This is a genomic window from Mesorhizobium sp. WSM4848 (assembly GCF_055811375.1).
This window is the reverse complement of sequence record NZ_JBVVPX010000042.1, coordinates 21,754-35,380: the sequence shown is the minus strand read 5'-3', so window position 1 is coordinate 35,380 and position 13,627 is coordinate 21,754. Positions and strand designations below refer to the sequence as shown.

Here is a 13,627-nt window from a genome sequence, read left to right as displayed (position 1 = left end):
CTTCAATCAGGCGCATCTTCGATGCGCGGCGACTGCGCGATTAATCGAAGGCGGAGGTCGGTGAAGCCATCGACGAACAGCGGGTCCATAGAATTGCTGCCGACCAGGCTCAGTGATGCGTCTGATCCACCAACAGCGCCCAGAAAGCGAACAGCGGCGGATCCAGCGATCTCATTGCGTGTTTGATGCCTGGCGGATTGTATAATGATCCACCGATGCCGGGCGAAAACCAATCCTTGTCAGCCTGCTTGAACTCGCCATGCGAGAGCACGAGGTAGGTTTCTTCCGGCGGATGATCGTGGTCGGGATACCGGACTTGAGGAGCCATCAAAGTGACTCCGAGCCACAGATCGTTTCTGTCCTCGATCCCACCCGGGCCAAGGATCATCGCATTGGCGTGACCGTCGCGGAAGTTGTTGCTGGCAGAGGGGTCGGGGTTTGATTTTGGCCGCCATTCGAGCAGCGGCTCGATCGCCTTGAAGTGCTCAATCAAGTTGCGGAGCGTAGACGGGATCGCCTCTTCTGCCAACGCCGAGCCAAGATAAGAACAGACCGGCAAACGGCTCCCGGCCTTGGTCCTTTCCAGCCCGGGAACTTCCGATTGGGCGAAGAGCTGGATGATCGATCTGCGCGATCGCAGATCGTGTGAGAACTGGTCAAAGGCCACGAAAGCTTTGTCTAGAAAATATTGCAGAGCCTCACTTCTGTTCATCTGCAGCCCTTGTTGTGAGCGGACGCTATCGTCCGTTGCCGGACGTTAGATATCTTTCGCCAGTCGCAGCGCGTCGTAGATCGCGGCGTGGGTGTTGCGAGCTGAAACGGCGTCGCCGATACGAAAGAGTTGGAATTGGCCCTGCGCATTCCGCACCACCGACTGTGGTTGCCCGGCGATGAGCTCATCTTGCGAAATCTCGCCGTGATTGGTCGATTTCGGTTTCAGTTCGAAATAGATGTCGTCCAGCGGAATGGTGCCGTGATTGACGACAACCTGATCCACGATGCGCTGTTTGGATATACCGCCGTAGTCACTGCCGACATTTGCAATGAGCTGATTGCCATTCTTTTCAACAGACTCAAGTCGATAGGTAACGGTGAAGGTCACGTCGAGTTTTTGAAGAGACCTCATGTAGGGCACGAGGTTCATAGCCATGACCTCGGGTGAGAATGACCGGTCCGGTGTCATGATTTCAACCTTCGCTCCGGCGCCGGCGAGGAATTCCGCGGCCTGGAGTGCCGCGTGGTCACCCGCGTCGTCGAAGATGAGGACATTGGTTCCCGGCTTTGCGTCTCCGGAGATGATGTCCCATGACGACACCACGAACTCGTTGCCCTTGGAAAGGACATCGGTGTGCGCCACCCCGCCCGTCGCTATGATGACGACGTCCGGATGCTCTGCCTCGATGGTTTCGGCTTCCGCCCAGGTATTGAACTTGATGGTCACTCCGTATTTTTCGCACTGGGCCATGCGCCAATCGATGATGCTCATCATCTCCTTGCGGCGCGGGCTCAGCGCTGTCAGGCGGATCTGCCCTCCAGGATCGCTGGCGGCCTCGAAGACCACGACTTCGTGTCCCCGCTCACCCGCGACACGGGCGGCCTCGAGGCCAGCCGGACCTGCACCGACGACGACAACTTTCTTGCGGGTCTCGGCCTTGGCGACAATGTGCGGCATGGTCAGTTCGCGGCCGGTCGCGGCGTTGTGAATGCAGTATGCCGCCCCGCCCTGATAGATACGGTCAAGGCAATAGTTTGCGCCCACGCAGGGCCTGATTTCGTCTTCGCGCTTTTCGATGATCTTGCGCACGATGTGAGGGTCGGTCATGTGAGCGCGCGTCATGCCGATCATGTCGACCTTACCCGATGCAATCGCGTAGCGCGCTGTCGCCACATCCGGTATTTTCGCTGCATGGAAGGTTGGGAAGTTGGTTGCCGCACGAATCTCGCCGGCAAAATCAAGATGCGGCGCATTCGCCATACCCTGAATCGGAATGACGTCCGTCAGGCCCGCATCGGTGTCGATGTGGCCGCGTATTACGTTGAGGTAATCGATCAGTCCGCTTTCCTTGAGGCGCTTGGAGATTTCCATGCCCTCCGACACGCCAGTGCCGCCGGGGAGACGTTCATCCGCAGTATATCGCACACCCAGGATGAAGTCCTCGCCGACCCGTGACCGGATCGCCTTCAAGACATCCATGCAGAAGCGCATGCGGTTATCAAGCGAACCGCCATAAGGGCCGTCAAGTTCGTTCGTGAGAGGAGACGTGAACTGGTCGAGCAGGTGGCCGTAAGCCTCCAGCTCGACGCCATCCATCCCGCCCGTCTTCATCCGCTCAGCGGCGTCCGCAAAGTCCTTGATGATGCGCTCGATATCCCAGTCTTCAATTTTCTTGGGAAACGCGCGGTGGGAGGCTTCACGATGATGGGACGGCGCCACAACGGGAAGCCAGTCACCTTTGTCCCAGCGTGTACGCCGTCCAAGATGGGTTAACTGGATCATGATGGCGGCGCCCTCTTCGTGCACCGCATCTGTCATCTGCCTGATCCACGGCACGATCTCGTCCTTGTAGGCGAGCAGGTTGTTGAAAACCGGGGGGCTGTCCTTCGAGACCGCAGCGGACCCGGCTGTCATCGTCATCGCCACACCGCCCTTCGCCCTTTCAACCGTGTAGGCAAGATAGCGCTCCTTCGGCATCCCGTCCTCCGGATAAGCCGGCTCGTGGGAGGTCACGATGATGCGATTGCGCAGGGTCAAATGCTTGAGTTTGTACGGCTGCAGAAGGGGATCGCTCGACATCTGACGGACTCCGGGCTGAGATGGCAGGTGCGAACGCTAGCCGAAAATGTACATGCATGTCAAGTTTCACTTCGGAGAAGTCGATGGAGTCGACATAGGTGTACATTTTGCTGGTTTTCACTTTGACATTTTGTTAGGCTGATCGCTCATGGAGCAAATTTCGAACGATAGCGGATGGCGCGGATCGCCGGAGGGGTGGCTTGAAGCCGCCTACGACCTGCTTCTTGAATCCGGCGTCGACACTGTGAGAATATCGCCACTGGCCAAGAAATTGGGCCTGTCGCGCACCAGCTTCTATTGGTTCTTCAAGGATAGAGAAGAACTGTTGGCTGCCCTCGTGACCCGTTGGCGGGACAAGAACACCGGCAACCTCGTCAAGCAGGCTGAGGCATATGCCGAGACGGTCGCCGAAGCGATGCTGAACGTTTTCGACTGCTGGCTCGACAAATCCTTGTTCGATTCCCAGTTCGAGTTCGCAGTCAGAAGCTGGGCGCTTCAATCCCCTGACATTCTGGCGGAGGTGCAGAAAGCCGACCAGACGCGTCTCGATGCGGTGAGCCAGATGTTTGTCCGCTTTGGTTACGACGAAGGCTCAGCCGATGTTCGAGCGCGCACCATCTACCTCGTGCAGATCGGCTACATCTCAATGCAGACCAGCGAAGATCTCGCAGACCGCATGAAGCGCATTCCCGGGTACGTGGAGATTTTTACAGGCAAGGCTCCGCGGAAGCGCGAACTCGACCGGTTCTTCGCCAGACACGGCCATTCGGCGGGCTGAGGAAGCGTTTCGACAATGGGTGAACCCTTGAGCATCGGAATAATCGGCGGAGGTGGCTGGCTTGGACGCGCTATCGCCGAGGCCATTATCGATGCGCAAATAGTCGCCGCAGAGTACCTCACGCTCTCTCATAGAAGCGGGCAACCCGACTTTCTGCCAAACGCTACATGGACCAGGGACAACCAGGAACTGGTGGATCGATCTGATGTCATCATCGTCTCGGTCCGGCCCCAGGATTGGCCTTCCATCGACATTACTGCGTCCGGCAAGCTCGCCATGTCGGTCATGGCCGGGGTGCCTCTCGACCAATTGGCTCGACGTCTCAAGACCGACCGCGTCGTCCGCACGCTTCCGAATGCGGCGGCAGAGGTGCGGAATTCCTATACTCCCTGGATAGGCTCTCAGAGCGTCACCGCCGATGACCGCAATGTCGTTCGCCGGATTCTGGAGGCCTGTGGCGCTGCCGATGAAGTCAAAAGCGAAGCAGATATCGATTATCTGACGGGCCTGACTGGATCCGGCCCGGCGTTTCCGGCGCTCTTGGCGGCAGCGATGATGGACGATGCCGTCAGCCGAGGATTGAGCCCGGATATCGCCCGAAGGAGCGTCAGCGCAGTGCTTATTGGAACCGGAAAGCTCCTCGCGGCTCGGGCAGACTGTCCCAAAGACATCGTCCAGACCTTCCTCGACTACCGCGGCACCACCGCGGCAGCGATCGAGGCCATGCGCGCAGCCGGGTTTGAATCTGCCGTGGCAGACGGCCTTGCCGCAGCGCTCCAGAAATCCGTGACTATGGGACAAGCCACCTGACTGCCGCACGGGGCCTTCCTCCGACCGCTGGTGTGATATTATGTCAAAACTCTTTCCGCATCTGTTTTCACCTGCAAAGCTAGGCAGCCGCACGCTCCGAAACCGGATCGTGTTCGGGGCTCATACCGCCAACATGGCCGAAAATGGCGTGCCGACCGAACGACACGTTGCCTACTATGCCGAGCGAGCGCTCGGTGGGGCCGGCATGATTGTTGTCGAACCCATGCCCGTCCATCAAGCCGCCGTCCTGACACGCGGCAATTTTCGACCTGGCGACGATAGCGTCATTCCTCATTTCCAACAGGTCACGCGCGCGATCAAGGACCACGGAGCGATCGCCATCCAGCAGCTCTATCACGTCGGAGCGCACGGGGATTCGGACAACTCATTTCACGCGCATTGGTCGCCCTCGGGCCTGCCAAGCTATCATGACAGCGACGGTTCCCACGCCATGTCCGAGGGTGAGATTTGGGAAACCATCGACAGCTTCGTTCAGGCGGCGCGCCGCTGCCAGGAAGCCGGTTTCGACGGCGTCGAAGTCTGGGCTGCTTATCTCGGACTGGTCGATCAGTTCTGGACACCATGGACAAACCAACGTGAAGACCAGTGGGGAGGGTCGCTCGACAACCGCACGCGGATTTCGCGCGAGATCCTGACCCGCATCCGCGAAACATGCGGCCGGAATTTTATCGTTGGCCTCTCGGTCAGCGATGAGCCCGATTACACAGTTGCGCTCAGTCGCCAGGAACTGGCGGAGATCATTCGGCTGCATGATGAGCAGGGGCTGATCGACTACGTGACCTGCGGCACTGGCAGCTACCTCGATTTCTACAAGATAATGCCGACCTTTCTCTATCCGGAGAAGCTTGGCACTGATCTCGCAACGACCCTCAAGGCCGTGGTCAAGACGGCCCTCGTGGTCGCCGAAAGCCATATCAGGACGCCTGAAAACGCCGAAAGCGTGCTCGGCGAGAAAGCTGCAGACCTGGTCTCGATCGTCCGGGGCCAGATCGCCGATCCGCATCTGGCACGCAAAGCCGCGGCAGACCGGCCCGAGGATGTGCGCGGATGCATATCCTGCAACCAGATGTGCTGGGGCCGTCGTTCGCGCGACTACTGGATCAGCTGCCTTATCAATCCCTCTGCGGGGCGCGAGTTTGAATGGGGTGGTGACCGGTTCACGTCCGCTGCCATCAAGAAACGGGTGCTTGTCGTCGGCGGCGGTCCCGCCGGCCTCGAGACGGCCCGCGTTGCCGCCGAGCGAGGGCACAACGTGGTGCTGGCCGAAGCCTCTAGTAGATTGGGTGGGAACTTTCTGCTCGCAGGACTGCAGCCACGCCGCGGGCAAATCCTCGACCTTCTCGGGTGGTATGAGCGCCAGCTCAGCAAACTGAATGTCGACGTACGACTGAACACCTACGTCGAGGCTTCGGAAATCGCCTCTTTCCAAGCTGATACCGTCATCCTGGCCACGGGATCGGTGGCTCCCGAAACCGGATTTCAGAAGGCTCTGCCGGCAATGCCGAGCCTGCCGGGCATCGGGAAGGGCAATGTCTTCTCGATCGAATCCGTCATGGACCGCCTCGCGCGACCAGGTAAGCGGGTGCTCTTGCTCGACGAGGGCGGAGGGTGGCGCGGCTGCGGCACAGCCTGGAAACTTGCCGAGGAAGGCCACCAAGTGACCATTCTCACGCCCGATCCGTTGGTCGGTAAGGAGTTGCAGCGGACGGCTGCCGATTTCCCGCTGCGACGGACATTGCGCCAGCTTGGCGTCACATGGCTGGTGGATGTCAGCGTGCTGGAATGGCACGGGGACGGCGTGACCGTCGTCGACCACAACACCCGAGAAGAGAGCTTTGTGCCGGGCGATTGCCTTGTTCTCGCAACCACCAATGTAGCAGCGAATTGGCTGGCGAAAGAGTTGGAAAGCACGTCCCAGCCTTTCATGGAGGTCGGCGACGCCGTCGCTCCGCGCCAGGCGCCCTACGCCTTCCACGAAGGACGGAAAGTTGCCTTGCGGCTATGATATGCGAACGTTGTGCTTGCGCTTCATGAAGTCCTTGGCGGTCTCGACCGCCACGGCCGCGTCGCGGCAATAGGCGTCGGCCCCGACGGCCTTGCCGAATTCCTCGTTGAGCGGGGCGCCGCCGACCAGCACGACATAGTCGTTGCGGATGCCCTTTTCCTTCATCGTGTCGATGACGACCTTCATGTAGGGCATGGTCGTCGTCAGCAGCGCCGACATGCCGATGATGTCAGGCTGGTGCTGTTCGATGGCGTCGAGATATTTTTCCACCGCATTGTTGATGCCGAGGTCGATGACGTCGAAGCCGGCGCCCTCCATCATCATGCCGACAAGGTTCTTGCCGATGTCGTGGATGTCGCCCTTGACGGTGCCGATCACCATCTTGCCCTGCTTCGGCGCGCCGGTGGCGACGAGCAACGGACGCAGGATGAACATGCCCGCCTTCATCGCGTTGGCCGACAACAGCACTTCCGGCACGAACAGAATGCCGTCGCGAAAATCCTCGCCGACGATGCGCATGCCTTCGACCAGTGCCTCGGTCAGCACCTTGTAAGGCGCCCAGCCGCGCTCAAGAAGGATGTTGGTGCCTTCCTCGATCTCTTCCTTCAGCCCGTCATAAAGATCGTCGTGCATCTGTTGCACGAGTTCTTCGTCGGAAAGCTCGGAAAGGATGATCTCGTCGTCGGCCATGTTTGACGCACTCGCTGATTTCAAAGGTTTGCGGTCCGCCGGCACCTGTTTCTGCAACGGGTGCCGGCGGGTCATTGCCAGCCTTGGGAGCTAACTCAGGCGTCCAGCCAGACGTTCTGGAAGTCCATTTGGTAGGTCTGGTGCATTCCGTAGTTCTTCACCTTCTTGCTCATGTGGCAGTAGAGCTTCTGCCAGAACGGCTGGATGATGACGCCGGAATCCTGCAGGATCTGCTCCACGTCTTTCATCACCTCCTTGCGCTTGGCAGGATCAGCCAGCGAGAGCGCCTGTTTCAGCTTGGCGTCGAAATCCGGGTTGGCATAGGCCGTTTCGTTCCAGGCCTCGCCCGAGCGATAGCCGAGCGCCAGCACCTGGACGCCCAGCGGCCGCATGTACCAGATGGTCATCGAGTACGGATACTTCGTCCAGTCATTCCAGAAGGTCGAGCCCGGCAGCACCGTACGCTTCACCTTGATGCCGGCATCGCGCAATTGGCCGGCGATCGCATCGCCGGTGTTCTTCTGCCATTCGTCCTCGACGGTGATCAGCTCGTGCTCGAAGTCGGCCTGCCCGGCATCCGCCATCAGCTTCTTGGCGGCGGCGGCATCGCGTGTCTTCTTGGGCAGCGGATAGTATTCGGGATGGATCGGGGCGACGTGGTGGTTCTCGCCGACGGTGCCGAGCCCGGCGTAGCCGAGCTGCATGACGGCATTGTTGTCGACAGCCATCTGCAGCGCATTGCGCACTCGCTGGTCGTCATAGGGCTTGTGGGTGATGTTGGTGCGGGCAACGAGCGTGGTCGCCGTCGCAACCTCCGACTTCACCAGGTCCATCTGATCAAGGGCATCGATGAAGTCGGCCGGCGTTTCGAAATCGAGGTCGATCTCGCCGGATTCGAAGGCATTCAGCGTGGCATTGAAGTCAGTTCCGTAGTCGATGAATTCGACGCTATCGAGAGGCGCTTCACCGCCCCACCACTTGCCGTTCTCGCGCCGCTTGACGACCGCCTTCGTACCTACCTCATAGGACACCAATTCGAAGGGCCCGGTACCGATTGGCTTCTTGATCGGGTCGGCGCCATCCTTGTCGAAGTCGCGATGCACGACCAGAGCCGGATAGTCGGTGAAGCCCGGTATGATCGCGATGTCGGGTTCGGGCAGCTTCAGCTTGACCGTGTGGTCGTCGACCTTGGTGATGGCGCCATCCCTGGCCTTGCCGGTTTTTGCGTCGATCAGCGCACCGACGCGCGCGGCCATTGAATTGCCGGAAGCACCCTTCTCGCACCAGCGGTTCAGATTGGAGACCACGTCATCGGCGTTGAAGGCATCGCCATTGTTCCAGGTGATGCCTTTGCGCAGATGCAGTGTGTATTCGGTGGCGTCGTCATTGACGTCCCAGCTTTCGAGCAGGACCGGCTCGAACGTGAACTGGTGCGTATAGCGGACGAGCGGCTCCAGCCAAGTCCGGGTGACGTTTGCCATCTCGGTCCAGTCATAGGTGCGCGGATCCTTCTGCGCCTTGACCGACATCGCGACGTGCAGCGTTCCGCCCTTTTTCGGTTCATCGGCCAGGGCTCTTGTCGGTGCGGCGAGGCCGATCATGCCATAAGCGAAAGCCGTCGAGGCGCCGAACGCGCTTGCCAGCGCCAGAAACTCGCGCCGGTCCATCCGGCCTGAGCGGGCTTCTTCAGCCATCGCCTCGATAACGCTGGGGACACGATCACCGTTGTTTCTGAAGAGTGCCATTATTTCCTCCCTTATGGTTCCCTTTGGGTCTTCGCCCGTTGGATTAACTAACGCTGTCCGGCAGCTTCTCCTCGCGCAGCGCGATCAAATCTTTGAGACCATCGGCGATGCCCTCATCGAGCTTCGGCTCCTCATAATCCGCGAGCATGTTGCGCGCTTTCTCGCGGCCGCGCGTGTCGTGGTCCTTTGCCCCTTCAGCCTTCCACTGTTCGTACGAATTGAAGTCCATGATGCTGGGCATGAAGAAGGCGGACTGGAAATGCTCGAGCGTGTGCTGGGTGCCGAGGAAATGGCCCTGCGGCCCGACCTCGCGGATCGCCGCCATCGCTTCCTTGAAATCGTCGAACGGCAGCCCGCCGGCATATTTGTACCAGCCGACAAGCTGTTCGCAGTCCGTCGCGAATTTTGAATAGCCGCAGGTCAGGCCGGCCTCGAGCCATCCGGCGGAGTGCCAGATGTAGTTGGCGCCGGCAAGGATGGCGGCATGCATCAGCATGTTCGCCTCGTAGCCCGCCTGGGCGTCGTTCAGTTTCGACCCGACATGGAAGCCCGAGGTGCGCCATGGCAGCCGGTATTTCCGCGCCAGTGCTCCCATCAGATACATCATCTGGGCGGCCTCGGGCGTGCCACCCATCGGCGCGCCGGTCTTCATGTCGACCGTGACCATGAATTGTCCGTAGATCTGCGGCGAACCGGGACGCAGCAGTTGGGTGAACGCGACGCCCGCCAGCGCTTCGGCATTGACCTGCGCCACCGCTCCCACCGCCGAGGCCGAAGTCGAGGCGCCGCACAGCGCGAACGGCGCCAGGATCAACGGCTGGTTGTGACGCGCATAGACCTTCATCGCGTCCAGCATGGTGGCGTCCCATACCAGCGGCGAGTTGCAATTGGTGATCGCGACCAACACAGGGTTGTCGCGGACAAAATCCTCGCCGAACACGATGCCCGCCATCGCCATCGTGTCTTCGGCGCGATCCTTTGATGTCACGATGCCCATGAACGGCTTGTCGGAATGCTTCAGCGCCGAATGAATGATGTGGAGGTGACGCTTCGGCACCGCAATTTCCATCGGCTCGCAGATGATCGAGCTCGACGAATGCAGCGCCGGCGCCATGTAAGCGAGCTTATGAAAATTCTGAAGGTCGGCGAGCGTGCCATAGCGCCTGACGTTGTCGAGGTCGCGCACGTAAGGCGCGCCATACATCGGCACGAAGATGGAATTCTTGCCGCCGACGCGGACCGAGCGCTCGGGGTTGCGCGCATTGAGCGTGAACTCCGGCGGGACCTTCGAGACCAGCTCCATCAACAGCGCGCGGTCAATGCGGACGCGCGTCTCAGAGACATCGGCTCCGGCGGCCTGCCACAGTGCTATGGCCTCGTCGTCGCGGAACTCGCAGCCCACCTCTTCGAGGATGGAGAGCGACTCCTGGTGGATCAGTTCCACCGCCTCGTCCGGCACCATCTGATAGACCGGGATCTTACGGACCAGGGTCGGAAACGACGCCATCGGAGTTCCCCGCAGCGCCTTGCGGCCCAGGCGGCCGCCGCCTCGGCGGCTGGCGTGTTCGGTGACTTCGGCGGCCGGTGCGTTCATGGCAGTTCCATCCTCCCAATAATGACCAGCCTAGCGAGAGGAAATACGGCTGTGACGCTGGAAAATCCTGATCACTTGTATAAGGTCAGCTTATGCGAAGCTTGCGCCATCTGCTGCCCTCGGCCGGCAGCCTGATCGTTTTCGAGGTCGCCGGCCGGCTGTCGAGCTTTACCGCCGCCGGGCGGGAGCTCGGCATGACGCAGGCTGCGGTGTCCTATGCAATCCGCGGCCTTGAAGAGCAGCTCGGCGCGAAACTCTTCCAGCGCCGCCATCGTCAGGTCAGCCTTACCGAAGCCGGCGAGCGTTTCCATGCCGACGTCTCACTCGGCCTGTCGCACATCCGCAAGTCGGCGGAGGATTTGCGTCTACAGGCGACCGGCGGCCATGTGACGCTTGCCGCCTCGACCGCTTTCGGCTCGTTCTGGATGATGCCGCGCCTGCAGCAGTTCCGCGACGAACTGCCGGGCATCGACCTGCGCATCCAGACCGCCGACCGCGATCTCGACATCATCGCCGAGGGCATCCCGCTCGCTGTGCGCGGTGGCGAGCCCCGGGAATGGCCGGACTATCATTCGCTGCCGCTCGCCGACGAGGAGATATTCCCCGTCGCCGGCGTGAGCTATGTGGCACGGTTCGGACTGCCGGAAACCGTCGAGGATCTTCCATCACACCGGCTCATCCATCTCGAAGAGCCGTTTCGTGAAGCCGCGAGCTGGGACGAGTGGTTCGCCTCGGCCGGGGTCAACATCACCGATGCCGGACGCGGCTTGCGCATCAACGATTATGCGCTGGTGATCCAGGCGGTCATGGAAGGGCAAGGCATTGCGCTCGGCTGGGGCCACCTCGCCGAGCGCCTGCTGGCGTCGGGACTGCTGGTGCGTGCGACCGGCCACACGATGACGACCGGCAAGGGCTTTCATGTCATCTGGTCGAAAACCCGCGAGCTCAGCGACAATGCCCGCAAGGTGCGGGACTGGCTGGCTGCGCAGGCGTGACGCTCCCAATAATGCTCAATCAAACCGTCACGACGATCTTGCCGAATTGCTCGTTCGACTCGAGAAAGCGATGCGCTTCGACGATCTGCTCGAATGGAAAGGTTTTGGCGATGGCCGGCTTCAGCGAACCTGACATCAATCCGTCGAGGATGAATGCCTTGGCAGCTTCCAACTTCACCGGATCGCCCGTGATCTCGTGGACGAGAAAGCCGCGCAGCGTCAGCGTCTTGGCCAGCACAGCGAACAGCGGAAACGGCGTCGGCTCGAGGCTCAAGCCGCCATATTCGATGAGAATGCCACCCCGTGCCATCGCCGCCGTCAGAGGCTCGAAAATCGGGCCGCCGACCGCGTCGAACACCACTCGGATGTTGTCCGGACTGGCGATTTCCTTCAGCCTGGCTTCCAGATCTTCGTCCGCTGAAGCGACGACATGGGCCGCGCCGAATTTGAGCAGGGCCTGTCTCTTGGCAGATGTCCGCGTGACCGCGATCGCGGTCGCACCAACGATGTTGGCAATCTGGATCGCGGCAAGTCCGACACTGCTCGATGCCGCGGTGATGACGACAAAGTCGTCTCTGCTGAGCTTGGCAATGTCGATCAGTGCGCCATAGGCGGTGAGATATTGCATCCAGACGGCTGCTGCCTCTTCCCAGGTAAACGATGGCGGGTGCTTGACCACAAGCTCGGCGGGATATGTGGCAATCTCGCCATAGGCGGGCCAGCGGGCCATCGATAATGGCGGCACGACGCTGACGGCGTCACCTGGCGCAAAACCGTGCACGGCTTCGCCGACCGCTTCGACGACACCCGCTGCCTCAAGGCCAAGACCGGAAGGCAACGGCGGCGCCTGGATATAAGTGCCCGAACGGAGCAGCGCCTCGGCCCGGTTGAGACCCAATGCCTTGACCCGGATCTGAATCTCGCCCCGACCGAGCGCGGGAATATCGAGATTCTCGATGCGCAGAACCTCGGGACCACCGTGCTCATGAAAGCGAACAACACGTGCCATGCGGCCATAACTCCAAAATATTTGAACCGAATGCGCTATGCCAGCGGCCATCCGGCAGATAAATGGCTGCGTGGGCAAGACAGTAGAAACTGGGAGTTTTTAATATGGATCGCCTTACGAGCATGGCCGTGTTCGTCAAAACCGTCGATCTCGGCTCGTTCGCGGCGACCGCTGCCGCTCTCGACCTGTCCGGACCGATGGTCGGCAAGCATGTCCGGTTTCTCGAGGAGCGTCTGGGCGTGCGCCTCATCAACCGGACCACACGCCGCCAGAACCTGACCGACTTCGGGCGCGCCTACTATGAGCGCTGCCGGATGGTACTCGCTGAAGCCGAAGCTGCAGATGCACTCGCGGCCGATCAACTTTCCGAACCACGCGGAAAGCTTCGCGTCATCATGCCCGTGCACTTCGGCCGGCGCTGCGTTGCCCCGATCCTGCTGGAGCTTGCGCAGCGATATCCCGCTCTGGAACTCGACCTGTCTTTCAGCGATCCCATCGCCGATCTTGCAGAGGATGGCTGCGATCTTGCCATCCGGACCGGCAATCTGGAGGACCAGGCCGGCGTGATGGCGCGGCGCGTTGCGCGCCAGCGCATGGTCGTCTGCGCGTCGCCATCCTATCTCGAGATGCACGGGCAGGCACGGCAGATAGAGGATCTCGGCAGCCACCAGACCATCATCTACCGCCGTTCGGGCCGTGTCGTTCAACCGTGGTTGTTCCCGCGCCACGGCCAGCCTGCGCTGGAAGTCATGCCGGTCAGCCGGCTGCGGTTCGACGACCTCGCTGCGATCGCCGATGCTGCGGCGGCAGGCATGGGGCTCGCCTGGCTGCCATACTGGCTGGTCCGTGAGCGCATTCAGGCCGGCACACTTGTCGTGCTATTGCCGGAACAGCCGAGATTTCTTTACGACGCCTATGCGCTCTGGCTGCAGACGCCTCACTTGCCGCTGAAGGTCCGCCTTGCCGTCGACGCACTGGCAGCGGCACTGCCCAGGCTCATGAGTTGAATGCACGAGCGCTCAGCCGCCTGGATTTCCTTGAGAACGACCCGACGATAGAACAAGAAGCTATATGGTCAGATCTCGTATATACAGGAGGTAAAGCAGAAAAACCGTAAGCGATATCGAAATAACCGTCCAGATTGTGAACCATACTATTTTTGCAATTCTACCCTTTCGACGCTGTA

The 13,627-nt window shown here is 60.6% G+C and carries 11 protein-coding genes; 5 read left to right on the top strand and 6 right to left on the bottom strand.

What is annotated here, in order from left to right:
* Nucleotides 1–109: 109 nt before the first annotated feature.
* Both AC0L16_RS28780 and AC0L16_RS28775 read right to left on the bottom strand, forming a co-directional pair.
* Entirely contained in the window at nucleotides 110–712 is a 603-nt protein-coding gene (locus tag AC0L16_RS28780; protein ID WP_473624762.1) for a dimethylsulfoniopropionate lyase, read from the bottom strand.
* 45 nt (nucleotides 713–757) lie between these two features.
* On the bottom strand, nucleotides 758–2,794 hold the full coding sequence (locus tag AC0L16_RS28775) for an oxidoreductase (RefSeq protein ID WP_473624761.1): 2,037 nt from the start codon (nucleotides 2,792–2,794) through the stop codon (nucleotides 758–760).
* 148 nt (nucleotides 2,795–2,942) lie between these two features.
* On the opposite strand from AC0L16_RS28775, the gene AC0L16_RS28770 reads away from it, so the two are divergent.
* The 3 genes from AC0L16_RS28770 to AC0L16_RS28760 are packed head-to-tail and all read left to right on the top strand — an operon-like array spanning nucleotide 2,943 to nucleotide 6,408.
* Nucleotides 2,943–3,572 (top strand): TetR/AcrR family transcriptional regulator, encoded by a 630-nt coding sequence (locus AC0L16_RS28770; RefSeq protein WP_473624759.1) that lies wholly within the window; start codon nucleotides 2,943–2,945, stop codon nucleotides 3,570–3,572.
* A gap of 15 nt (nucleotides 3,573–3,587) precedes the next feature.
* Nucleotides 3,588–4,382 carry a pyrroline-5-carboxylate reductase family protein gene (locus tag AC0L16_RS28765; protein WP_473624758.1) on the top strand — a complete coding sequence of 265 codons (795 nt, stop codon included), beginning with the start codon at nucleotides 3,588–3,590 and terminating at the stop codon, nucleotides 4,380–4,382.
* 40 nt (nucleotides 4,383–4,422) lie between these two features.
* The gene (locus tag AC0L16_RS28760; RefSeq protein WP_473624757.1) at nucleotides 4,423–6,408 is read left to right on the top strand and encodes an oxidoreductase; all 1,986 of its coding nucleotides are present in this window, start codon (nucleotides 4,423–4,425) and stop codon (nucleotides 6,406–6,408) included.
* On the opposite strand, the gene AC0L16_RS28755 is transcribed toward AC0L16_RS28760, so the two are convergent.
* The 3 genes from AC0L16_RS28755 to AC0L16_RS28745 all read right to left on the bottom strand — a co-directional run bounded on the left by AC0L16_RS28755 (nucleotide 6,403) and on the right by AC0L16_RS28745 (nucleotide 10,437).
* Complete coding sequence (locus AC0L16_RS28755) at nucleotides 6,403–7,098, bottom strand: corrinoid protein (RefSeq protein WP_473624755.1); 696 nt, start codon at nucleotides 7,096–7,098, stop codon at nucleotides 6,403–6,405. The two genes, AC0L16_RS28760 and AC0L16_RS28755, sit on opposite strands and share 6 nt — an antisense overlap.
* A gap of 95 nt (nucleotides 7,099–7,193) precedes the next feature.
* Nucleotides 7,194–8,843: an ABC transporter substrate-binding protein gene (locus AC0L16_RS28750; protein ID WP_473624754.1), complete on the bottom strand. Its 1,650-nt coding sequence runs from the start codon at nucleotides 8,841–8,843 to the stop codon at nucleotides 7,194–7,196.
* A gap of 43 nt (nucleotides 8,844–8,886) precedes the next feature.
* Nucleotides 8,887–10,437 (bottom strand): trimethylamine methyltransferase family protein, encoded by a 1,551-nt coding sequence (locus tag AC0L16_RS28745; protein WP_473624753.1) that lies wholly within the window; start codon nucleotides 10,435–10,437, stop codon nucleotides 8,887–8,889.
* A 92-nt stretch (nucleotides 10,438–10,529) separates the two neighbouring features.
* Between AC0L16_RS28745 and AC0L16_RS28740 the strand changes: the two genes are divergently transcribed.
* On the top strand, nucleotides 10,530–11,432 hold the full coding sequence (locus AC0L16_RS28740; protein ID WP_473624751.1) for a LysR substrate-binding domain-containing protein: 903 nt from the start codon (nucleotides 10,530–10,532) through the stop codon (nucleotides 11,430–11,432).
* 19 nt (nucleotides 11,433–11,451) lie between these two features.
* On the opposite strand, the gene AC0L16_RS28735 is transcribed toward AC0L16_RS28740, so the two are convergent.
* The gene (locus AC0L16_RS28735) at nucleotides 11,452–12,441 is read right to left on the bottom strand and encodes a zinc-dependent alcohol dehydrogenase family protein (protein ID WP_473624750.1); all 990 of its coding nucleotides are present in this window, start codon (nucleotides 12,439–12,441) and stop codon (nucleotides 11,452–11,454) included.
* A 104-nt stretch (nucleotides 12,442–12,545) separates the two neighbouring features.
* Between AC0L16_RS28735 and AC0L16_RS28730 the strand changes: the two genes are divergently transcribed.
* Complete coding sequence (locus tag AC0L16_RS28730; protein WP_473624748.1) at nucleotides 12,546–13,448, top strand: LysR family transcriptional regulator; 903 nt, start codon at nucleotides 12,546–12,548, stop codon at nucleotides 13,446–13,448.
* Nucleotides 13,449–13,627 lie beyond the last annotated feature (179 nt).